This window comes from Amphibacillus sp. Q70 (assembly GCF_052055485.1).
Classification (GTDB): Bacteria; Bacillota; Bacilli; order Bacillales; family Amphibacillaceae; genus Amphibacillus.
Genome location: NZ_CP197171.1, coordinates 1 through 22,394 on the forward strand (window position 1 = coordinate 1; position 22,394 = coordinate 22,394).

The following is a 22,394-nucleotide window of genomic DNA, read 5'->3' on the forward strand; positions in this document are numbered from 1 at the left end:
GCTGCAATTAATTCAATATGTGTTTTAAAAAAAGTAAATCACCTTTTAACTAATTGAGAATGATTCTGGTTATTATTTATAATATTTCTAATTAAAATACTCACAATTAAAACAACTCCTTTGTAAATCTGAGAATAATAATCATTAATAACTAGGTATATTGATTGTTTTATGGTTTTTCATCTATTTGGTTAAATTAAAATAATTATAATTAAATTATAACATGATCATAAAAAAAGACAATCAATTTTTCAATAGCTTATTTATTTATGTTACTAAAATAGATGGATAGGCCCTTTTGTGTTATATAACAAAAATTATTTTTTTAATAATACAGCAGGCATTTCTTGCTTTCAATAAAAAGAATTGTTATTGTATTAAACAGCAGCTAACAATAAAACAACTAACAATAACATTAAAGCTATTTTTTTCTTAAACACATTAATTCCCCCTTAATCTATAGTATTTTTATCTGTTTAATACAATAACAATTCTTTTTATTGAAAGCAAGAAAAATGCCTGCTGTATTATTAAAAAAATAATTTTTGTTATATAACACAAAAGGGCCTATCCATCTATTTTAGTAACATGAATAAATACACTATTGAAAAATTGATTGTCTTTTTTTATGATCATGTTATAATTTAATTATAATTATTTTAATTTAACCAAATAGATAAAAACCATAAAACAATCAATATACCTAGTTATTAATGATTATTATTCTCAATTACAAAGGAGTTGTTTTAATTGTGAGTATTTTAATTAGAAATATTATAAATAATAACCAGAATCATTCTCAATTAGTTAAAAGGTCATTTACTTTTTTTAAAACACATATTGAATTAATTGCAGCCTTATTAAGTGGTGTGATTATTTTATTGGCTTGGATCTTTCGTGATTATTTTACTGTTCCAGTTTGGATCTTCATTAATAGTACAGCTTTCATTATTGGTGGGTTTGCGAAAGCAAAAGAAGGAATAACAGATACCTTGGCAAATAAAACACTAAATGTAGAATTATTAATGATCCTAGCAGCGATTGGGTCAGCTCTAATCGGTTATTGGACTGAGGGAGCCATTCTTATCTTTATTTTCTCATTATCTGGGGCGATGGAAACCTACACGATGCAAAAAAGCGAACGTGATTTATCGGGTCTGATGCAATTACAACCTGATACAGCTATAAAAATAACAGACGGTGTCGAAGAGGTTATTTCTGTCGATGATTTAGTCATTGGTGATCTTATTTTTATTAAACCTGGCGAGCGGATTGCTGCGGATGGCATTATCCAACAAGGGCAATCATCGATTGATGAAAGTGCATTAACTGGCGAGTCTATCCCTGTTACGAAAACTGACAATGATCATGTTTTTTCAGGAACAATGAATACCAGTGGGAGTTTAACCATTAGAGTAACTAAAGAAGCCAGCCAATCTATGATGCAAAAAATTATGAACATGGTCAAGGTCGCACAAAATGAAAAATCGCCTTCCCAACTTTTTATTGAGAGATTCGAAAATGTGTATGTTAAAACGGTTCTTATCATTGTTAGTTTAATGATGTTCCTTCCACATTATTTGTTGGGTTGGAGTTGGATCGATACCATTTATCGTGCCATGATCTTACTGGTGGTTGCCTCTCCATGTGCTTTGGTTGCTTCCATAACTCCTGCTATGCTTTCTGCTATTTCAAATGGAGCTAGACAAGGTATATTATTTAAAAACGGGATTCACTTAGAAAACTTAGCACAGGTCAATGCAATTGCCTTTGACAAAACGGGAACTTTAACTGCCGGGACACCAAAAGTGACTGATTTCTTAATAAAAGAAGGTGAACAAAAAAACAAGATTGTCCACACTGTAGCGCATATTGAAAAAGGATCTTCTCATCCACTGGCAGAAGCAATTGTAGCTTATTCGAAAACATTTGCTGAGACTGAATTAGATATATCACTAACCACTACTCAAATGACTGAAGAAACAGGAAAAGGAGTTCATGCAATCATTGACGGTCAAAAATGGATGGTTGGCAGCCCAAAAATCTTTATGGAAAATAGCGGTGACCGCTGGTATAGCCAAGAGATCAAACAGCTTACTAACCAAGCAAAAACATTAGTCTATGTATCTCGTAACGATGAGATTGTTGCCATTATTGCTTTAAAAGATAAGGTTCGAGCAGATACCATTGAAGCCATGAAAATCTTTCAGAAAAATAATATTCATACAGTGATGTTAACAGGAGATAATCAGGATACGGCTGCAGCAATAGCAAAAGAAACTGGGATTAATCATTATGTAGCAAGCTGTATGCCCGATGACAAAGTCACTTTTTTGAAAACACTAAGTGATGAATATGAAACAACTATGATGGTTGGTGATGGGATTAACGATGCGCCTGCACTTGCAACAGCTGACATTGGTGTGGCGATGGGAGCAGGTACTGATATTGCATTAGACACAGCAGATATTGTTTTAATGAAAAATCAATTAGCCAAAATAATTCATGCCCAGCAATTATCCAAGCGAATGAATCGAATCATTAAGCAAAATGTGTTTTTTTCTATTAGTGTAATTATCTTATTAATCATTTCAAATTTCCTTCAAATAATCAATCTACCCCTTGGTGTGATTGGTCATGAAGGAAGTACAATCTTAGTGATTCTCAATGGTTTACGACTCTTAAAATAAGAGCAAAAGCGCAGAGCGCCCTGACAAGTTAAAACTGCGACGCCGTGTCGTAAACTGAGGGAAGCCTGAGCGAGTTGCTGGGCACTCGGAGCCGGACGTGACCTATCTCTCAACAAATAGTTACTTGCAAAGACAAATTTTATCACAGCTAACCGTCCGTAAAACTCGGGGCAACAACGGGTTTCGTTTTATAATTTCTTAGACAATCAAAAAATCAGCGGTCCATTTACTTCCGCTGATTTTTTGATTGAATTCAATTTTTTATTAGTATTTAGTTTATCTTCTTCCTCTATTATCTGCTACGACCGCATTAATTTCTCCACCAGTTATAATGATAATACCTGAAATATAGAACCAGATCATTAAGACGATAACAACCCCTAAACTGCCATAGGTAGCAGAATAGTTCCCCATCGTATTGACATAATAGGAAAAACCTAACGAGGATATTTGCCAGCCAATCGTTGAAAATAAGGCCCCCCAAATGGCGTCACGAAAATACACTTTTATATTAGGAGCCATTTTGTATAAATAAAGAAAAACGATAAAGAAAATAGATGATGAAATAATCCACCTTAATGCATTCCAAACCGTCACAAACTGTTCACTAGCTCCAAAAAAGGAAAAGATATAAATCCCGATCATTCGACCGAAAACAGGTAATAATAGTGCGACAACAATAAGTAAAAGCATAGAAATAAGTAATGAAATGGCGATCACGCGTCCAAACAAGAAGGAACGATTTTCATCAACACTATATGCTTTATTCAGTGCACGCATAATTGCCTTAATGCCGTTAGAAGCAGACCATATCGTACCAATTATACCGAATGATAGTAAGCCACCACCACTGGCATCTAAAACATGATCTAAGTTGTCTTCAATCATAACTACAACTTCAGCCGGCACATATGTGCTCATCATATCGAGAATCTCTTGATAATCAATTGGTAAATATGCAGCTAAAGAAACTAAAAAAATTAAGAGTGGAAATAATGATAGCAAGAAAAAATAAGATAACTGGGCGGATAAAGCTGTTACTTCATCTCCCGAAAAACGTTTGATTATATCTAACAAAAATTTTTTAATCGAATCAAAATTAAAATTAAACTTAGCCATAATATATCTTGGCCTCCATTCTTTTGACTCTATTTATTTATTTTTTGTCGATCAAGCTGATCCAGTAATTTCTCAGCTTGGCTAGCTAAATCATGAATAAGATCTAATCTTTGGAAAGCAAATACTGTTGCTGTTTCAAGTTTACTTTCCATTAGAAGAGACGTTGTATAAGGACGTTTGACAACATTGTTCGTTAATCGTTTGATTTCAGTCGCCTTGTTTTTTACACTTTGACGTCCTTTGGTCGATAAAAGACATACAACTCCGCTCACACATGCACCCAATGTGACTGCTTGACAAAATAGACTTCTTTTCACCTAAGACACAGCTCCTTTTTTTTATCCAATTAAATGTGATGTTCTATTCTGATCGTTGCTAATAGTGCCCGGCAGCCTGACTCTACCAGCTGGTAAGTCTCATTAAAGTCACCGGTATAGTATGGATCTGGAACATTTGTTCCTATCTCCTCTTCAACAAAATCCATTAATTTAGCTACTTTAGCATACGTTATTTCTGGCCGGATATTCGCCAAATTAGACAAGTTTTGATCATCCATTGCAATAATATAAGCAAACTGTTTAAAATCATTACTCACAATTTGCCTTGCCTTCATACCATCGAACGAAATACCCTTTTCTTGCAATTTATCCTGTGTACCTTGGTGAGGTTGTTTTCCTTCATGCCAAGAACTAGTCCCAGCTGAATCAACAGAAATTTGTCCATCAAACCCCTCTGTTTTAACTAAATGTCTAAAATAAGCCTCCGCCATTGGAGATCGACATATATTCCCTAAACAAATAAATAAAACCTTTATCATCTCTATACCACCTTTTCTCATATCTTACACCCATTATAGCAAATCTGTTGAAATGAATCTTTGAGCAGTTAAGATTAAAACTGTCTGATGTAGGTCAGGCAAGCACTAGAACTTTAGCAGTCCACCCAAACCATTGTTAGCTTTTAATGATTTGCTTAAAAAGAATCACTCAAGACCTGTTTCTCAATTAAAACTTATTGTTAATGCCCGCTCACCATGTTTGGGACTTGTCGTATTTCTGTTTCAGAAATCTCAAGCCCAATTAAAAAGGTCTAATTGGTTATTTATTATCAATTAGACCTTTTTATTTTATGCCATTTTACCATAGATAACAGATTCTAATTCACAAGCTGGTACGGGTTTACTATAGTAATAGCCTTGATAATAATCACAGTGATTCTCTTGGAGCAAAGAAAGGATCTCTTTCTCCTCAACGCCCTCAGCGACAACTTTTAGCCCAAAGGTATGAGCGAGTTGAATCATTGCTTTCACAATCTCAGCACTACTTGGTTCAATTAAAGCACTCCTAACAAACGATTGATCAATTTTCAAATAATTGATCGGGAACTTTCTCAAATAGCCGAATGAAGAATAACCTGTCCCGAAATCATCGATTGAGAGTGAGATTCCCATTTGACGTAAAGTATTCATTGTTTGAATGCAATCCTCAGTATTTTCCATAATACTATTTTCAGTAATTTCGATTTCCAAATAACTTGGATCCATCTGTGTTTCTTTAATAATTTGTGCCACTTGTTTGGCAAAGTCGAACCTCTGTAGTTCAATAGCTGAAACGTTTACAGCAATTCGTATGGGATCAAAACCTTCTTCAACCCAAGTCATATGTTGTTGGCAAGCCTCTCTAATCACCCACTCGCCGATTTGAGTAATAATCCCACTTTCTTCAGCAATTGGAATAAATGTTGCTGGTGAAATGGGACCTTTCACCGGATGGTTCCAACGTATTAAAGCCTCTAAACCAATTACTTCTCCTGTTATCACATTTAGCTTAGGTTGATAATGAAGATTGAACTCTTCACGTTTCAATGCTTTTCGAATATCTGCTTCTAACAATAGAATATCATGATACATTTCATTCATTTTGGCTGTATAAAAAAGCCGACTATTTCTACCATTCATCTTACAATAGTGAACAGCTATACTTGCATGATTAAGCAGCTCTTCATCTTCCCAAGCATCGTCACCATAGTAACTAATACCAATAGAAGAGGTCACGAAGAATTCATTTCCTTGAGTAGAAATGGGTTGCTTAATCTCTATTAGTATCTGATCACTTATTCGTTTAACATCTTGTTTAGTAAGCCTCAAGATTAGGCAGAATTCATCGCCGCCATAACGATAAACTGAGCCACGCTTACCTAAAACAGACTGGATTCGTTTTGATATGATCTCAATCACTTGATCGCCTATACCTTCACCAAGCGTATCATTAATATATTTCAACCGATCAATATCACAGTACAAAACAGCAAATGGCTGGTCCTTACCATTTTCTACAGCTTGCTTTAAATCCTCGCGAAACTTGGTTCGGTTTGGCAATTTTGTTAATGAATCATAATAAGCCAATTGTTTAACCTGTGCTTCAGCTTTTTCAAGTGAAGTAATGTCAATGGATGAACCAACTACTTCAATGACTTCATCATTTTCATAAATAGGCGACAACATTGTATAAAGCGACAAGTTTTTCAAATGATGTTTAAAAATAACTTCTTCCCCTCGAAAAGCTTGATCAAAATATGTAGTAATATTAGCTTCATTTCTATGGAAAAAGGTATCTTCTAATTGCTCACTATTCATTTGTTCGGTTGTATTGATTATTTTCTTAGCTAACTTTCCTTCAAACAATCGAAAACGGTATTTTTCTGTTTCCTTGTGCTGTTGAACACGAAAAGTTAAATTCATCAGCTGACTAAATAATTTACGGTAATCATCCTCTAGCGTTTCAACAAGATGTTTATCATCGTATTTTACATCACTAATATCTGTTCTAAATACCGAGAAAGATGGATAATCGCCATTTGGGTCGATGTTTGGAATGATATTCGTTCTGAACCAGAATATCTCGCCTGTTTTTGATTGCGTACAAATATCACCAATCCATGTTTGCCCTTTTTTAATGGTCTCCCAAATTTGTTTGTAAAAATCAGCATTATGTACTCCAGCATGAAGAACTCGATAATGATGTTGAAGCAATTCATCTTTTTGATAACCAAGCTTTTGACAAAATAATGTATCGATATAAGTCATATAACCTTCCGCATCAATGATTATCATTTGGAAAGCATGACTGATTCTTTCTTTTAGTTGATCGTTAATATGTATGTTAGCTGTTATATACTCATATAGCTCTGTCGTCAGTTCTTCTGTTGTTTCATCTGTCGGCTGCTGATAAAATTTATTTAATGAATTCTTGATTTTATTATATACTTGAATTTTTTCGATTGGATTTATCGTCATTATTTCACCTTTCTACAAAAAAGTCTATTTCAGATAGAATAAATTTGACGCTATTACCTCTCAGCTTATTTATTTTTATCGTTCAAGATTTCAGTAATAATCTGTTGAAGTTTGTCAGCTAATTGATTATGTTTCAATTCTTGATATTGTTCTGGATAAATTGGCTCAGCAATGGTTAAAGTAAGCTTGGATGGCTGAACTTTTTTATTATTTTTTTCATACAATTGGTAAGTTCCATCAATTGCAACTGGCACAATGGGTACACCGGCTCGAGTTCCTAAACGTAAGCTCCCTGATTTAAATGGTTCTATTTTTCGACCTTCGCCTCTTGTTCCTTCTGGAAAGATAACCATGGATTGACCAGCTTTTAAACTAGCGATTCCATCATCAATGACTTTAATAGCTGCGCGGCGATTGGAACGATCAATAAATACACACTTTAACTCTGTCATCCACTTATTGATAATCGGGATTTTCATAATTTCTGTTTTGGCGATAAAACCAACTGGTTTTTCTAAAAAACCTAATAATACTAAAATATCAAATATACCTTGATGGTTAGCAACAAACAGGACCGGTTGATCTGGAATTCGCTCTAGACCCGTTACCGTCACAGAAGATTTTGTTTTTGCAATAACCTTTTTTGAAATTTGAGTGGGAGTTTTAAAAATTTGTTTGGCTTTTTCAGCATAGGGTTCGCTTGGGATTTTTTTGGCCTGGCGTAATTTGGGTAAGCTGCCGAGTACTAAAATAAAAGCATAGAGATAAATAAATACTGTCTTCATAAAACCACCTCTTAGTTCGAACTAACATGTCTATTATATATGATTTTCACATCATATGCGAGACGAGAAAAATAAAAATCATTTTTGCTGGTACTTTTTACTTTTGCTCTTGAGCAAATAAACATGCTATAATATTTGTCATCACAAAATAAAGATTTAGTTAGTCAATCTTTGATTGATGAGAGTTCTTATCCTTTTCATCAATTGCTAATATCCAAGGACATGTCCTTATAGATTGCCTCATTATAATGTCCTTGAAATCACCGTTTTCGATAGTCACCCCCTTTTTAATAACATTCTCAGCTCGTCTGGAACACTTGGAAAGGGACTATTATTGCTCGTTAAAATGAAATAAACAGTCATTAACAACATAGAATTTATACTGGAGGAAAAACATAATGTTTAATCACACCGCAATTGGTATTGACCTTGGTACTGCAAATATTTTAGTTTATTCAAAACAAAAAGGAATTGTCTTCAACGAACCGTCAGTAGTCGCTGTCGATACTCGTACAAATGAATTAGTGGCCATTGGACATGAGGCAAAAGACATGGTCGGAAAAACACCAAAAAATATTACATCAATTCGCCCACTTCGTGAAGGAGTAATTGCGGATTATGATATTGCTGCACAAATGCTTAAAGCTATTTTGCGTAAAGCAAGTAGAAAGATTGGTCGATCGATTAGAAAACCAGTCGTGATTGTCTGTGCCCCATCTGGAAGTACCGCAGTAGAAAAACGCGCGATTGAAAATGCCGTCAAAAGCTTTGGGGTAAAAGAAGTTCATTTAATTGATGAACCCGTAGCTGCTGCCATTGGGGCTGGCTTACCCATTAGTGAACCAATTAGTAGCGTGATCGTTGATATTGGTGGTGGGACAAGCGAAGTCGCCATCATTTCATATGGTGGCATTGTTACTTCACACTCTGTTCGTGTCGCTGGTGATAAGATGGATGAGGAAATTGTTCACTATATTCGTCAAAAGAATAACGTGTTAATCGGCTATCAAACAGCTGAACGAATTAAAATGGAAATAGGTTATGCTCTTGTTGACCACGAACCCTTGTCGGTTAAAGTGAGTGGTCGTGATTTAGTCACTGGATTACCAAAGGAAATTACCGTCACCTCTCTAGAAGTTCAAGAGGCCATTCGTGAATCACTTGAAAGTATTGCAAGTACCATTCATGAAACACTTGAAGACTCACCACCAGAGTTAAGTGGTGATATTGTTGATCAAGGCATTACCTTGGCAGGTGGAGGAGCTTTACTTCGTGGAATGGAAGAGTGGTTAAAAGAGGAACTCTCTGTCCCTGTTCGAGTAGCTAGTGACCCACTAAATGCAATTGCCATCGGAACAGCTGAATCCATTAAACAAATGAGTAAATTTAAAAAGCTTGGATAATTAACGAAAACGATTCCCCTGTCCGCTTGACAGGGGAATAGTGGTTCTACGTCAAGTAACGTTGGTGAGGAATTTTAGCCAACATATATTTAGTTGTTTATTATTTAATGACTTTGTTTCGATTGCTTTGAATTTGAAATGGATCATAATGCGTTTTTTATAATTATAAAAGTTCCGATAGCCATACGCTACTTTACTTAGTACCTTAATCTTGTTGCTTATTCCTTCCATTCGACCATTATTATATGGATACGTAAAACTATTCTTGATATAAGGGAGATGCTTTCTTAACGTCTTTAAGCTTGTTCTCATGTGACTAGAGATAAGAGAAGAGCTTCGCTCTTTTAATACACTTTCTAATCCTTTAAAAAGGTTCATGTCAATCGCCTTTAATAAACGTTGATAAAGTTCATCATTTGCTTTTAACTCAGGATCATAGTTTAACATTTCTTCAACAATACTTTTCTCTAGCCGTTGCCCAAACAAAGAATAATATTTGTCATTTGTAGAAGATCGTTTCCTTTCACTTTTTAATATGAGCTTCCAGTATCGCTTTAGCCGACGGTATTTTTTCATGTCCTCACGATTTGATGTCTTGAATCGATTCATGATTTTCACACGTGTTTTATTCATTGATCGATTAATCAATTGAACTAAGTGAAAACGGTCAATGATAATCTCAGCCCGAGGGAAAATCTCTTGAATGACATGAACATAGCTAGCGTTCATATCAATGGTGATTGTTTTGGCATGTCGACGGTCATTAAGGCTATAGTTGGCGATAAAATGATTTTTTATCACACGGCTTGTACGCGCTTCTAAAATGTCTAAAATATCACCTGTTTCAGTATTAATATATTCAAAGGCCATCAATCCTTTTGCCTATTTAAATTCATCAAATGATAAATTTTCGGGTAATGCCTGGTGATGGTGCTTGATGGATGGTGCTGTTTTATCAATCTCTCGTTGAGCAGTGTGCCAAGATACAGAACAATCTCTAGAAAGTGAGTTTATAGACTGTGCTTCACCGCTTTTCAAAATAATCATCGCCTTTGATTGATTTGAAATATGACAGCTTGTTTCAACAATTGAGGTTTTAGCCGTAAAACTACTCCGACACGCTTTACAGAAAAAACGCTGTTTCTTTAGTTTAAGAAAGGTTAATGAGGTACCCGTCATTGGCAAGGTAATCCTAGACGTTTGTTTTCCATTTTTAATCACAACGTAGTTTTCATTCTTGATCCCACACTTTCCACAATGGGTTGGGTCATAGGTCAATTCACCACTAATAAATTTACATGGTTTCCCGTTGTATTCACTGGGTATCACACAACCAGATGAAGAAGTTATGTTTTCATCTTGAACATCGATCAGAAATCTTATATCATTACAAGTAGACAAGTGAGTTCCCTCTCAGGATTATGGTTTTAGTCGACTTCAATTCTAAAGGGAAACTCACTTGTTTTCTATATTTAAATTTAAAAATATGAATCATCCATCACAAATTGATCTGCGACAAATCGGACGATTTGATGATTAGCAGTTAGCCGAACCGTAGACTCCTATGGGAACAGCACGCGTCCGAAGATCCGCTAAGAAAAGCTTTTTAAGCTTTTCTTAGCTAGCTGAGGTCGTGCCCATGGAACGCGAAGGTTCGGCTAACTGCGGGTTTATAACGTGAGTTATAAATGAGACAAATCATAAAATATTTAAATAAAAATATAGCGTCAATGAGTTCTGTTTTTTTACTCACCAACGCTATATATTGTACAACCGGAATAGTTTATTTTATCCAAGCTTGTTTATTTATAATTGAACCGTTAAAATAGTTGTTTCACCTTTTACAACTGATTTGTTAATATCTTTCTCAACTGAGCCAACCTCACTTGTAATCACAAGCGGCGTAATCGTTTTTGCTTTTTCAGCAACAAAGTCAAGATCAACAGTTACAAGTGGATCACCAACTTTCACTTGATCACCTTGCTTAACATGAGCTGTAAATCCTTCTCCATCAAGCATAACAGTGTCTAATCCAATATGAATTAAATATTCTACGCCTGCTTTTGACTTGATTCCAACCGCATGTTTGGTTGGGAATAAATTAACGACTTCTCCACTCACAGGTGCAACAACTTGTCCCTCGGAGGGCTTAATTGCAATCCCATCACCCATCATTTTTTCTGAAAAAGTTGGATCGGGTACTTCTGTCACGTCAACAGCCTCTCCGGTAACTGGTGAAACTACTACTTCTTCATTACTTTCTTCTTTTTTAAATAATTTTTTAAACATTATTCATTTCCTCCTAAATTTTCTCTATAATTTATTTATACCCATTATTTAAATGCTTTAAGCATTTATCAAAGATTAAGGTCCGTTTCTGTTAGACACTCTTTCAATGCCAGTAATTCCTCATTTGAAAGGGTAATGCCTTTTCCCATTTTTTCATGGTCCGGTGCCCAATCTCGCAAATCATATTTTGCCTCACGCTTATTCCATGATACAAGATTTAATTCTTTTGTCCACCCTGATTTTGCTTTAGATAGCACACCAATATGTTTGATGATTTCATAGTTAATTTCTGCCATTATTAATTAACCTCCTGTTTATCCTAACTATATAGACCAGTTTTTGAGTGAATCAATGGTATATGTTGGTTGTTCAACGATATTCTCCAAATCTGTCTTCGTTGTAACACCAGAGAACACAAGTAATGAATCAATGCCTGCATGAATACCTGCTAAAATATCTGTCGCATAATTATCACCGATCATTAGTGTTTCTTCTTTACTTGTCCCAAGCACTGCTAACGCTTGATCAACAATAATCGATTCAGGTTTGCCAATAAATTTTGGCTCTACACCTGTCGTAACTGAAAGAACGGACACTAACGAACCAGCACCTGGTAAAAAGCCCCGTTCAGTAGGTAGAGCAACATCACCATTTGTTGCAACAAATTTTGCTCCGTTACGAATAGCTAAAGCACCTATTGTCAACTGCTCATATGTGATATCACGTGCAAGACCCATCACAACGTAATCAACAGCCGTTTCAGTAATCGTTAAACCGGCTTCTTCTAGAGCGTAAATTAATCCTTCCTCGCCAATTGGGTATACTCGAGCATCTGGATCTTGTTCAGCTATGTACGTTGCTGTTGCCATACTAGAGGTAAAGACATTTTCTTCTTCAGCTGGAACTCCCATTCCCTTTAGCTTATCAGCAACAAAACGTGGCTGTTTCGTTGAATTATTCGTCAAAAAGAGATATGGGAGCCCTTGTTCTTTTAAGTCTTTTACGAATTGGACGGCTTCAGGGATTTTTTCAGTTCCATTATAAACTGTTCCATCTAGATCAATCAAATAACTTTTGTATTTTTTCATCATTTACCCCCAAATTAAATTTTAAAATTATTTGTTATTTTCTGAATACATGATAAGATAGTACATAACTAACATAGAGATTATACCTTTTTTACACGAATAATGTAAAATAATTTATTAAAAAGGATTAAAGTGATATGTTATCTATAGGGAATGATAACATATTCTTTTTAAATTTAATATTAAAGAGAGGTAATTAAAGTAAATGACACGTCAAACACCTAAAACAGTATTTGTTATTTTCGGAGCGACTGGAGACTTAGCTAACCGAAAATTATATCCATCACTGTATCGATTATATCGTAATAAAAAATTATCTAAACATTTTGCAGTGGTTGGGGTTGCAAGACGTCCTTTAACAAACGAGGATTTTCGTAATAATGTTAAAACATCAATCGAAAACTTCAAAGAGGATCCCATTGATCATGATGAATTTGCCTCCCACTTTCACTATAATCCATTTGATGCCCAGCATTTATCAGAGTATCAAAAGCTTGATAATTTCATCAATCAACTTGATCAAAAGTATGAAGCTGGTGGAAATCGTATTTTCTATATGGCTATGGCACCGAACTTTTTTGGACCCATTGCAGCTAATTTAAAATCACAAGGATTAACAGACAATAGCGGCTTTTCAAGGCTTGTCATTGAAAAACCCTTTGGTCACAATCAAGAAACAGCACAAAAACTTAATGATCAGATTGGGCAAGCTTTTTCGGAAGACCAAATCTATCGAATTGACCATTATTTAGGAAAACAAATGGTACAAAATATTGAAATTGTGCGTTTTGCCAATGCTTTATTCGAACCATTATGGAATAACCAATATATCTCTAATGTTCAAATTACATCAAGTGAAGTACTCGGTGTTGAAGAACGAGGTCGTTATTATGATGATTCAGGTGCTCTTCGTGATATGGTACAAAATCACATGCTCCAAATGGTTTCATTAATCGCCATGGAACCACCAGCAAAGTTACATCCTGATGAAGTCCATTATGAGAAGGTTAAAGTTTTACGCAGTCTGCGTCCATTAGATCCAACAAACGTTAATGATTACTTCGTCCGTGGTCAATATGATAAAGGAGAAATTGATAGCCTTACTGTCGATCGTTACCGTGATAGTAATGGTGTTGATGAAGACTCAAACACTGAAACTTTTGTTGCCGGTAAATTCATGATTGATAATTTCCGTTGGGCTGGTGTTCCTTTTTATATTCGAACAGGGAAACGAATGGCAAAGAAATCAACTGAAATTGTGATTCAATTCAAAGATTTGCCGATTAATTTATACAAAGACAAAGGGGACACCATTGATCCGAATCTACTTGTCATTCGCATTCAACCGGATGAAGGGATCACCTTACATTTAAATGCTAAAAAAACAGATTATGATACGACGAGTACACCTATTTCTATGCACTATGATAAAGCAGATGAAGGGCTTGAAAGTCCAGAAGCTTACGAAGTCTTACTAAATGATTGTTTAAATGGAGACTCGACAAGCTTTGTCCACTCAGATGAAGTTGCATTATCGTGGAAGTTTATTGATGTCATTTCCGACACTTGGTCAAAAGAAACAGCAGACTTTCCAAACTATGTTTCTGGGACCAATGGGCCAGATCAAGCTGATGAATTATTAGCTAAAGATGGTTTTCACTGGTGGGAAGTAAAGAACTAAATGATTAAGCTTCAGATTCTATTTAGATTGAATCTGAAGCTTTTTTGATTTCTGCACGACTTTCGTGATTTGTGTGTGCAGGACTTCTTGTTTTTGTAAGGGTAGTCTAAATAATTTCCTAATCCCTTTGATAGGAGCCAAATGAGATCGTTTACTTCTATTATCCATCACTCACCCGCTCCAGTTACAGGTATTTTGTTCAGAGATTTACTTATAAAACAATATCCCTTTTCTTCTCTCGCCTCCATAAAAGTATCATAAATATCACACTGACTGCGAGCAACGTACTATACGAGGTTGGAACAAACCATTGTGGCAGCCAAAGACTAATGATATTTGTCACTACATAATTTAATCCAAAAGCAAGTATTCCGATAACGACTGGAATTTGTATACCAATTAGAACAATATAGTTCGATGCAATAGTTGAAAAAGACATGACTAAAAGAGTATAAACAATGCTGAGAATGTAAATACCTGCTATCGACAGTATCATGTACTGGAAAAACGTCGGATCATACCAATAATAAGACCCAATAAATAGATAAATTGGCACATCAAAAAACATGGATATATTATTTAGCAAGTAAAGACTCAGATAAAAAGTAAGCAAGCCTGTTATAACAAACAAAGCAGAAATCAAACCTGCGATAGCTTTTGTCTTATAAAGATTTCTGCCTTTTTTACTTGTATACTGTAAATCAAGTAAGCTCCTAGAACGATCATTTATATAGATTGGCGATATGACCAACGCGACACTCAATATAATCGCAATGGTGACATTAGAAATAAAATTTTTAAAGTTATCTAACACATAGCCTGTATAGACTTGATAATGCCCGGCATCTGCCAACTCTTGATAGCGCACCTTTTGTTTGGCATTTGCCTTGCTTTTTTGTAAATCTAAGCTCTCTTCCTTACTCTCATAAAAGTCAATTAAGCTCGTTCTCTCTTGCAGTTCCCAAAAAACAGCAACATTGTCGTCAAACATAATCTGGTCGCTTAAGTCACTGTGTACTTCGTTATCCCAATCCATATTCCCAAAATCTCCATATGTTAAAATTCCTGCATGCGTAGACTCTTGATTAGATTGTAAATAATAATTGGCTTCTTCCACCCGCGTTTCATAGGTCTGTTTAAAATCTGAAAATTCCTCTTCAGAAAAATTAGCTCCGTATTTATTTACCATCTCTACTCCAATTTTATACGAAACACCATGTTGACCGTCGCTAGAGGGAAAATAATTAATATCATATTCTATTAAAAGAAAGTATACAATCCCATTTACAAAAATAAGTAAGACTAGTGTTTTCCATGTGAACAGCTTTTTTATTTCATATAACAGAATCCGCATAAGACTTCTCCTTAATGAATTTCTAGTTTGTTAAACCTTTTAAGACCAAAGATAAGTAAAGCAATCATAATCACCGTCCAAACACTGACAGTCATTAATTCATAATTCTTAAACATTGTCAGCCCAATGCTTCCCATAAAGAACAGATGAGGATTCACCACGAGCGATACGGGCGTAAATAAGGAAATGAAAAGCCCATTTGACGATAGGGGCATATAGTCCGGTATGATAAAAGTTATCCCGAAAAAGATTGCAAAAAGAAAGAAAGTAAAGTAACTGTTTTTTACAAATGAAGCAATGACAAAGGCAATGATTGTAAAGAGCAACATGCACACGTACACAAGTAAGATACTCCAAAGTAAGAATGTCAAAAATGATAGATCCCACCAGGAAACATACGGCAAATCGTACTCCCAGTTAAATGCACTGCTAATCGAACTTCCCCATAGATTCGAGTAATCGAATACTGAAAAATAGGTAAGAAGTGTCATTCCCATCAATAAAGCGGTAATTACCGTCGTCGTCAATAAGGAAGCAGCAAACTTATCCTTCATTAAATTTCGGCCTCTTTTTGTTGAATAGGTAATAAGCTGTGTGCGATTTTCAAACTCATAGTTGGTAAGTAGAGCGGTTGCTAACACTATTAAAATTAAGGATTCAAAAATCAAATCTCTAAACACTGTTCGAAATAGAAAACTATGCATTTTATATTGCTGCCCGATAAAAAACCATTCGCTATGTTCCTCCTTTTCTTGCACTTCCTCGAACCGATTGGAAAGTTTTTCGTATTCCTCTTTCAATGTACCTGCAGCCTTTCCACTCAGACCGTACATTTCGACTCGATCCTCTGCAATCTTTTCCCAATCCAGTTGTGCATACTCGCTGTCAATATTTTCTGCCATATTCAAATATAGTTCTCTGACATTTAATTGATTAAAAATAGCCCACTCTGCTTCACTGTACATGTCATAGTCACTGGGTGGCAAGCTATCTAGAAATTCATTGATACTACTGAATTCCTGTTCCGTATGCTTTCCAGTAATTTGGTGTAACTGTACAAGGTTCTTCTGCTGATCCTGTTTAAATTCTTCCAATGATTCAGGGGTAATTTTAGTCCCATAGTCTCTTGCTATTGCATTCGCGACCGTTAATTCCTCTTTAAAGTAGGAATGACTGAAAATCAAATAGATGTTAAATACCATAAATAAGAGAATTAACCCTATTAAGACTGGCGATATGAATGCCTTTTTACATTCATGAAAAATAATTCTCATCGACTTTACACTTCCCTCTGCATTTCATCTCGATATTCGTACAAGAAGACATCTTCTAGATTGGGGATTACTGGATTCCATTCTCCTTCCATCTCGCCTTTATGAATAAAACGTATCCGCATATCGTCCTGTTCTTGCTTTTCCGATAGAATCATATAACTTTTTCTAAATGCCTCCAATTGTTCGAAAGGAATCGTTGTTTCGAAAACATGGCCATCAAGTGACTTACAAATCCTTGCTACCGATTCTTTATAAAGGATTTGTTGATTTTTAATCATGATTACCTCATTTGCAATCGATTCAATATCCGATACGATATGTGTTGAAATAATAATCAGCCTGTCCCGTGCCAAATCAGAAAGCAGATGACGGAAGCGGGCACGTTCTTTTGGATCTAATCCGGCAGTAGGCTCATCCAAAATCAAGATTTTCGGGTCATTTAAAAGTGCTTGTGCAATTCCAACGCGCTGAATCATTCCTCCCGAAAATTTTCGTAGCTTTTTATTCATCACTTTGCGTAAGGCGACTTTTTCCAGCAGCTCCGGAATGATTGCCATTGCCGTCTTTTTCTCCATTCCTTTTAATGCAGCCAAATACAGCAAATATTGCTTCGGTGAGTAATTTTTGTAAAAACCAAACTGCTGTGGCAAATATCCGAGCAATTCCCGATAATCTTCATCCATCGTCAAGATGTTCTGACCATTGTAAAAGATTTCTCCTTTACTCGGGGCAATTAAGGTGGCAAGCATTTTTATCAATGTTGTTTTTCCTGCACCGTTTGGGGCAAGCAGTCCGTATACCCCATTTGTAAATTCCAAATTAATATTGTTTAGGGCATTAAAATTTCCATAGTGCTTACTCACGTCTTTTACAATAATCATGCTACAAAACTCCCTCCGCCTGTTTAAAATTAATTAATTTTTTTAATAAGTGTATGTGAAGCGGTATACAGCCGATCAGCACAATCCCATAAACAAGTAAGGGAATGTTTTCAAGTATGTTATAATACAGCCCATGATTCATATATCTTAAAAGGATATTTCCAGCCGTCCAACCCATGACGATCATCACTACAGCAATGGTAGTACGCCGTTTCATCAACGTATATAGGAATATAACTGAGAATATGAATAATCCTGTTACGGAAATCATAAATGCCCGCCAAAATTGCACATCATCATACGTCATCACAAAAAATAAAATGGTAATCGAATTGACCAAAATCGCTAGTACACTAAATATAAGCATCCTAAATGCAATGATTTGATAAACATTATATTTACACGCCATTTCAACTTCATATGTTGCATTTGTAATTTTATTTGCATAGGTAAATACCGATAAAGCAATAAATAAAGCTGGTGAAATAAGAAAGATAAAACCATATAAGTCATCCGCTTGGGCTGACTCTGGTCTAATAAAAAAAGTGCACAGTAAGGTCATTGCAGTAATAAACACAAATATAAGTTCTGAACGATCGGAAAATAAATCCCTCATACCAACTTGCTGATACATTGATTTTACAAAAGTAAAAAATGATTCATTACGTTTCATACCGCTAGCGACAATATGGTCGATTTGCTGCTGAATCGTCTGTTCATTCGGTAAAGGAATCGTTAATTTTTCTTTATTCATCGTAACCCCCCATTCGTTTTCTAATTCTTTTCAAGACAGCATAATACTTCGTTTTCACTGTTGATTCTGGAATCATTTCCATCTGCGCAATTTCCTGAAAGGTATACTCACCAAAAAGTTTCAATCGAATGATTTGCTGTGCTCCAGCATCGAGTTCATTAACAAATGTAGTGACCTTCTCAACGTCTTCTTTATACTCAAGCGAAATCGCTAAATCATCTTCACTTGTAAATTCATAATCCTCGATTGGTTCTAATTGTTTCGTATCTTTGTAGCTTTTCGATCGGTAATAATCAACAAGCCGATTCGATGCTACCTTATAAAGCCACGTCCGAAACGATGCTTTCTTGCTATCGTAATTTTTAAGCGACCTTAACACGCTAATAAAAATTTCCTGTGTGAGATCTAGCGACAACTCCCGATTAAGGGTTTGCTTAAAAACAAAGGCGTAAATTTCTTTGTAATATTTATTAACAAGTTTATTAGCCGCTAGATCACTAGTATTTCGCTGTATTTTTTTAATCCAAATTCCTTCATTATTCATACTTCCACCGCTTACTTTTCAATGATGACAACCACCCTATAGATATATTCGTAATAAGTTCCATAATAGTTTGGATAATTCAGCATTAATTTTTCAAAAAGGTCATATTTCTTTTTAAATTGTAGTTTTCATTGCTAAATGCTTTCCGATTTTGAATAAAACGAAACTTCAATCAGTGGGAGCTAGGGGAACGCAGACTAAAACCGTCACCTCCTGGGACTGTGATTACTCGTCCCACCGACAACATTTGTGAAAACGCTTGTGTGACCAACATCATGTTGGCCCGAGTGAATCAGGACATTAGCTCACCTGATCTCCCACCTATATAGATTCATTTTCTTTCTCTATTTTGAGGTGGGAGTTTTACGGACGGGTTATCTGTAATAAAATTTTAACGGCAATTAGTAAGCGGGAAATAAGCCTTTTTACTATCTTGGTTGAAGTCAACTCTCTAGCAACAGGACATATGCGAGACTCCTCGAAAATAAAGATCTATTTTCTTCGTGCGATGTATTGCTTCGTAGCTTTCCTTGTCCTATGGGAACAAGTCTTTTCGGTGGGGCGAGTAACCGCAGCCCCAGCACGAGCTGAAGATCCACTAAGGCAAGCGGTCTTTACTTGACTTAGTTAGCTGAAGCCGTGCCCATGGAAAGCGAGTATATGTCATGTTGCGGTATGTTTCTGCTCTTTTTACATAAAAACAGGAACTGACTTTGTCATTAAGTAAGTATTCTTTCCTCTAAATTTTATACTTTCTTATCTACTTTAGAAAAACTTGCTTTCGCTCGTCCTATTGAGCAAAAGCATTCGTTTTACTTATACTTGGGACATTAAAATTTCTGCTTCATCAAACAACTTCTGAGCTAAAATTTTATACGTTCCTAACGTGAAAAAAATACGTTTCTCATTAAGAAAAGCGTATAATAAAAATTTAATACTTTAGTGAATGTCATAATCCTGATTTATTGGCACATCACTCCAACATGTAGTTTCGAAGATTTTTTCTTAACTACATATTGGAGTGAAGGAGTGTTTTTGGTAATTATGAAATTTATTCATTTAAATATTTTTTATATTTGAGTTTTAAAATAGCAACTGTAACAATAATTTTAGGCAGGAAATTATCAGAGTACCTTCTTAAAAAATACACATAATAAACGTTTTAAAACATACAAGGCGGGGATTCAGGCAAGGAACGATATCATTTTAAGCCTTTTTCAATCATTCCAAATCCTATTAAACCAACGTTAACTAACCAAATCAAGTATACCCTCTATTCCTCATCAATCTCTTTTGGCTACAACTTCAATTTCAACATCTGCACCCAAAGGTAATTCTAATACGGCTATGCATGTTCGAGCAGGATAGGGTTCCTCAAATTGTTCCTCGTAAACTTGATTCATCTCTTCAAAGTACTTCATACTTGTAAGATACACGTTTACCTTAACAACATGATCAGAAGTTAAATTAGCAACGTTTAAAACTTCAAAAAGGTTGTTAAAACACTCTTGAGTTTGTTCTGCAATACTTGTTACATGCTTCCCTTCTCCTAAGCTGTTTCTTGCTGTTTGTCCCGATAGATAAATATATTCACCGCTATCTACCGCATGAGAGTACGGTCCAGATGCCATAATATTTTCTGAATGATACGTTTTTCTAACCAACATTTATACCTCCTTTTTCTATCAATCATACCTTGTTTTATTGGAATTTTAGATGTCTTAAGATGCTAAATTCAAAAACACGGCCCATTTTCTGAGCCGTGTTTGTAAATTTTATTATTCCATCCATTCGGTGTGGAATATACCTTCTTTATCGATACGCTGATACGTATGAGCTCCAAAATAATCACGTTGTGCTTGGAGTAAGTTTGCTGGTAAAGTCGCTGTTCGGTAACTATCAAAATAAGCTAAGGCACTTGCAAAGCCAGGCACTGGAATACCACGCTCCATAGCAATTGATAACACTTTACGTAATGATGTTTGATATTTCTCAACAATTTCCTTAAAGTATTCATCAAGCATCAAGTTAGCAAGTTCTGGATCACGGTCATAAGCATCTTTGATTTTTTGTAAGAATTGAGCACGAATAATACAACCACCACGGAAGATCATCGCAATCGCACCATAGTCTAAGTTCCAATCATTCTCTTCAGATGCCGCACGCATTTGAGCGAATCCTTGTGCATATGAAGTGATCTTACTCATGTAGAGTGCTTCGCGAATCGCTTCAATCAATTCATCTTTATCTCCTTCATATGGCGCATCTTGAGCTGATGGACCACGCAAGATTTGGCTAGCTTTAACACGTTCATCTTTCATTGCAGAGATAAAGCGAGCAAAGACAGATTCTGTCACAACAGGGAGGGGCACACCAAGATCTAAAGCACTTTGGCTCGTCCATTTCCCTGTTCCTTTTTGTCCAGCTGTATCTAAGATAACATCTACTAACGGTTTACCTGTTTCGTCATCAGCCTTAGTGAAGATATCAGCTGTAATCTCAATTAAATAGCTATCCAATTCACCTTTGTTCCATTCTGAAAAAACTTGATGCAGTTCATCAGCTGATAACCCAAGAATATGCTTTAGCATAAAATAAGCTTCACTAATGAGTTGCATATCACCGTATTCGATTCCATTATGCACCATCTTTACATAATGTCCTGCACCGTTGGGTCCAATATAAGTCACACATGGATCACCATTTACCTTTGCTGAAATGGCTTCAAAGATAGGTGCAACATGTTGATAGGCTTCTTCTTGCCCGCCTGGCATAATTGCAGGACCTGTAAGTGCGCCCTCTTCTCCTCCAGATACACCTGTCCCAATAAAATGGATTCCTGATTGGTCTAATTCTTTATTCCGCCGCATTGTATCTTGATAAAAAGTATTTCCACCATCAATTAAAATATCTCCGTCATCTAAAAGTGGTTTTAATGATTCAATCGTTGCATCTGTTGCTCCGCCTGCTTTAACCATCAACATGATTTTACGAGGCTTTTCCAAAGAATCCACAAATTCCTCAATTGTCTTTGCTCCTAGGAAATTCTTTCCCTTTGCCTCATTTTCAATAAAATCTTCTGTCTTTTTGTAGGTGCGATTAAACACCGAAACAGAATAGCCTCTACTTTCTACGTTTAAGGCTAGGTTTTTACCCATAACTGCCAAACCAATGACGCCAAATTGTTGTTTCGTCATATTTTTTAGCTCCTTTTTCTATGTAATTCTTGTTCTATCA

At 35.6% G+C, this 22,394-nt stretch carries 20 protein-coding genes; 3 read left to right on the forward strand and 17 right to left on the reverse strand.

Annotation, left to right across the window (positions count from 1 at the left end):
- The first annotated feature begins 713 nt into the window (after window positions 1–713).
- Window positions 714–2,690 (forward strand): heavy metal translocating P-type ATPase, encoded by a 1,977-nt coding sequence (locus tag ACS127_RS00005; protein ID WP_440896420.1) that lies wholly within the window; start codon window positions 714–716, stop codon window positions 2,688–2,690.
- A gap of 276 nt (window positions 2,691–2,966) precedes the next feature.
- Here ACS127_RS00005 and ACS127_RS00010 read toward each other — a convergent pair whose 3' ends face one another.
- The 5 genes from ACS127_RS00010 to ACS127_RS00030 form a co-directional block, all read right to left on the reverse strand.
- Entirely contained in the window at window positions 2,967–3,809 is an 843-nt protein-coding gene (locus ACS127_RS00010; RefSeq protein WP_440896421.1) for a YihY/virulence factor BrkB family protein, read from the reverse strand.
- 29 nt (window positions 3,810–3,838) lie between these two features.
- On the reverse strand, window positions 3,839–4,126 hold the full coding sequence (locus ACS127_RS00015; RefSeq protein WP_440896422.1) for a hypothetical protein: 288 nt from the start codon (window positions 4,124–4,126) through the stop codon (window positions 3,839–3,841).
- 29 nt (window positions 4,127–4,155) lie between these two features.
- On the reverse strand, window positions 4,156–4,626 hold the full coding sequence (locus ACS127_RS00020; protein ID WP_440896423.1) for a low molecular weight protein-tyrosine-phosphatase: 471 nt from the start codon (window positions 4,624–4,626) through the stop codon (window positions 4,156–4,158).
- Between the two features lie 309 nt (window positions 4,627–4,935).
- On the reverse strand, window positions 4,936–7,104 hold the full coding sequence (locus ACS127_RS00025; protein ID WP_440896424.1) for a sensor domain-containing protein: 2,169 nt from the start codon (window positions 7,102–7,104) through the stop codon (window positions 4,936–4,938).
- 65 nt (window positions 7,105–7,169) lie between these two features.
- Window positions 7,170–7,889, reverse strand: coding sequence for a lysophospholipid acyltransferase family protein (locus ACS127_RS00030; protein ID WP_440896425.1), 720 nt, complete (start codon window positions 7,887–7,889; stop codon window positions 7,170–7,172).
- A gap of 398 nt (window positions 7,890–8,287) precedes the next feature.
- On the opposite strand from ACS127_RS00030, the gene mreBH reads away from it, so the two are divergent.
- Window positions 8,288–9,292 carry a rod-share determining protein MreBH gene (mreBH, locus tag ACS127_RS00035; protein WP_440896426.1) on the forward strand — a complete coding sequence of 335 codons (1,005 nt, stop codon included), beginning with the start codon at window positions 8,288–8,290 and terminating at the stop codon, window positions 9,290–9,292.
- A gap of 51 nt (window positions 9,293–9,343) precedes the next feature.
- Here mreBH and ACS127_RS00040 read toward each other — a convergent pair whose 3' ends face one another.
- The 5 genes from ACS127_RS00040 to ACS127_RS00060 form a co-directional block, all read right to left on the reverse strand.
- Window positions 9,344–10,162, reverse strand: coding sequence for an ISL3 family transposase (locus ACS127_RS00040; protein ID WP_440896427.1), 819 nt, complete (start codon window positions 10,160–10,162; stop codon window positions 9,344–9,346).
- A 12-nt stretch (window positions 10,163–10,174) separates the two neighbouring features.
- Window positions 10,175–10,693 (reverse strand): transposase family protein, encoded by a 519-nt coding sequence (locus ACS127_RS00045; RefSeq protein WP_440896428.1) that lies wholly within the window; start codon window positions 10,691–10,693, stop codon window positions 10,175–10,177.
- A gap of 405 nt (window positions 10,694–11,098) precedes the next feature.
- Window positions 11,099–11,581, reverse strand: a complete 483-nt coding sequence (locus tag ACS127_RS00050) for a PTS sugar transporter subunit IIA (protein WP_440896429.1) — start codon at window positions 11,579–11,581, stop codon at window positions 11,099–11,101.
- Between the two features lie 68 nt (window positions 11,582–11,649).
- A complete protein-coding gene (locus ACS127_RS00055; RefSeq protein WP_440896430.1) occupies window positions 11,650–11,877 on the reverse strand; it encodes a YdbC family protein in 228 nt (75 codons plus the stop codon).
- A 27-nt stretch (window positions 11,878–11,904) separates the two neighbouring features.
- Window positions 11,905–12,669 carry a TIGR01457 family HAD-type hydrolase gene (locus ACS127_RS00060; RefSeq protein WP_440896431.1) on the reverse strand — a complete coding sequence of 255 codons (765 nt, stop codon included), beginning with the start codon at window positions 12,667–12,669 and terminating at the stop codon, window positions 11,905–11,907.
- Window positions 12,670–12,874: 205 nt separating this feature from the next.
- Between ACS127_RS00060 and zwf the strand changes: the two genes are divergently transcribed.
- On the forward strand, window positions 12,875–14,350 hold the full coding sequence (zwf, locus tag ACS127_RS00065; RefSeq protein WP_440896432.1) for a glucose-6-phosphate dehydrogenase: 1,476 nt from the start codon (window positions 12,875–12,877) through the stop codon (window positions 14,348–14,350).
- A gap of 211 nt (window positions 14,351–14,561) precedes the next feature.
- Here zwf and ACS127_RS00070 read toward each other — a convergent pair whose 3' ends face one another.
- The 7 genes from ACS127_RS00070 to gndA all read right to left on the reverse strand — a co-directional run bounded on the left by ACS127_RS00070 (window position 14,562) and on the right by gndA (window position 22,354).
- Window positions 14,562–15,704 (reverse strand): hypothetical protein, encoded by a 1,143-nt coding sequence (locus tag ACS127_RS00070; protein ID WP_440896433.1) that lies wholly within the window; start codon window positions 15,702–15,704, stop codon window positions 14,562–14,564.
- Window positions 15,705–15,715: 11 nt separating this feature from the next.
- Window positions 15,716–16,978, reverse strand: coding sequence for a hypothetical protein (locus tag ACS127_RS00075; protein ID WP_440896434.1), 1,263 nt, complete (start codon window positions 16,976–16,978; stop codon window positions 15,716–15,718).
- A 5-nt stretch (window positions 16,979–16,983) separates the two neighbouring features.
- Window positions 16,984–17,859: an ABC transporter ATP-binding protein gene (locus ACS127_RS00080; RefSeq protein WP_440896435.1), complete on the reverse strand. Its 876-nt coding sequence runs from the start codon at window positions 17,857–17,859 to the stop codon at window positions 16,984–16,986.
- A gap of 1 nt (window position 17,860) precedes the next feature.
- Window positions 17,861–18,613, reverse strand: coding sequence for a hypothetical protein (locus tag ACS127_RS00085; RefSeq protein ID WP_440896436.1), 753 nt, complete (start codon window positions 18,611–18,613; stop codon window positions 17,861–17,863).
- Complete coding sequence (locus ACS127_RS00090; RefSeq protein ID WP_440896437.1) at window positions 18,606–19,157, reverse strand: RNA polymerase sigma factor; 552 nt, start codon at window positions 19,155–19,157, stop codon at window positions 18,606–18,608. Before ACS127_RS00090 ends, ACS127_RS00085 begins: the two co-directional genes overlap by 8 nt.
- Window positions 19,158–20,440: 1,283 nt before the next feature.
- The gene (locus tag ACS127_RS00095; RefSeq protein ID WP_440896439.1) at window positions 20,441–20,821 is read right to left on the reverse strand and encodes a RidA family protein; all 381 of its coding nucleotides are present in this window, start codon (window positions 20,819–20,821) and stop codon (window positions 20,441–20,443) included.
- 114 nt (window positions 20,822–20,935) lie between these two features.
- Window positions 20,936–22,354, reverse strand: a complete 1,419-nt coding sequence (gene gndA / locus ACS127_RS00100; protein WP_440896440.1) for an NADP-dependent phosphogluconate dehydrogenase — start codon at window positions 22,352–22,354, stop codon at window positions 20,936–20,938.
- Between the last annotated feature and the right edge of the window lie 40 nt (window positions 22,355–22,394).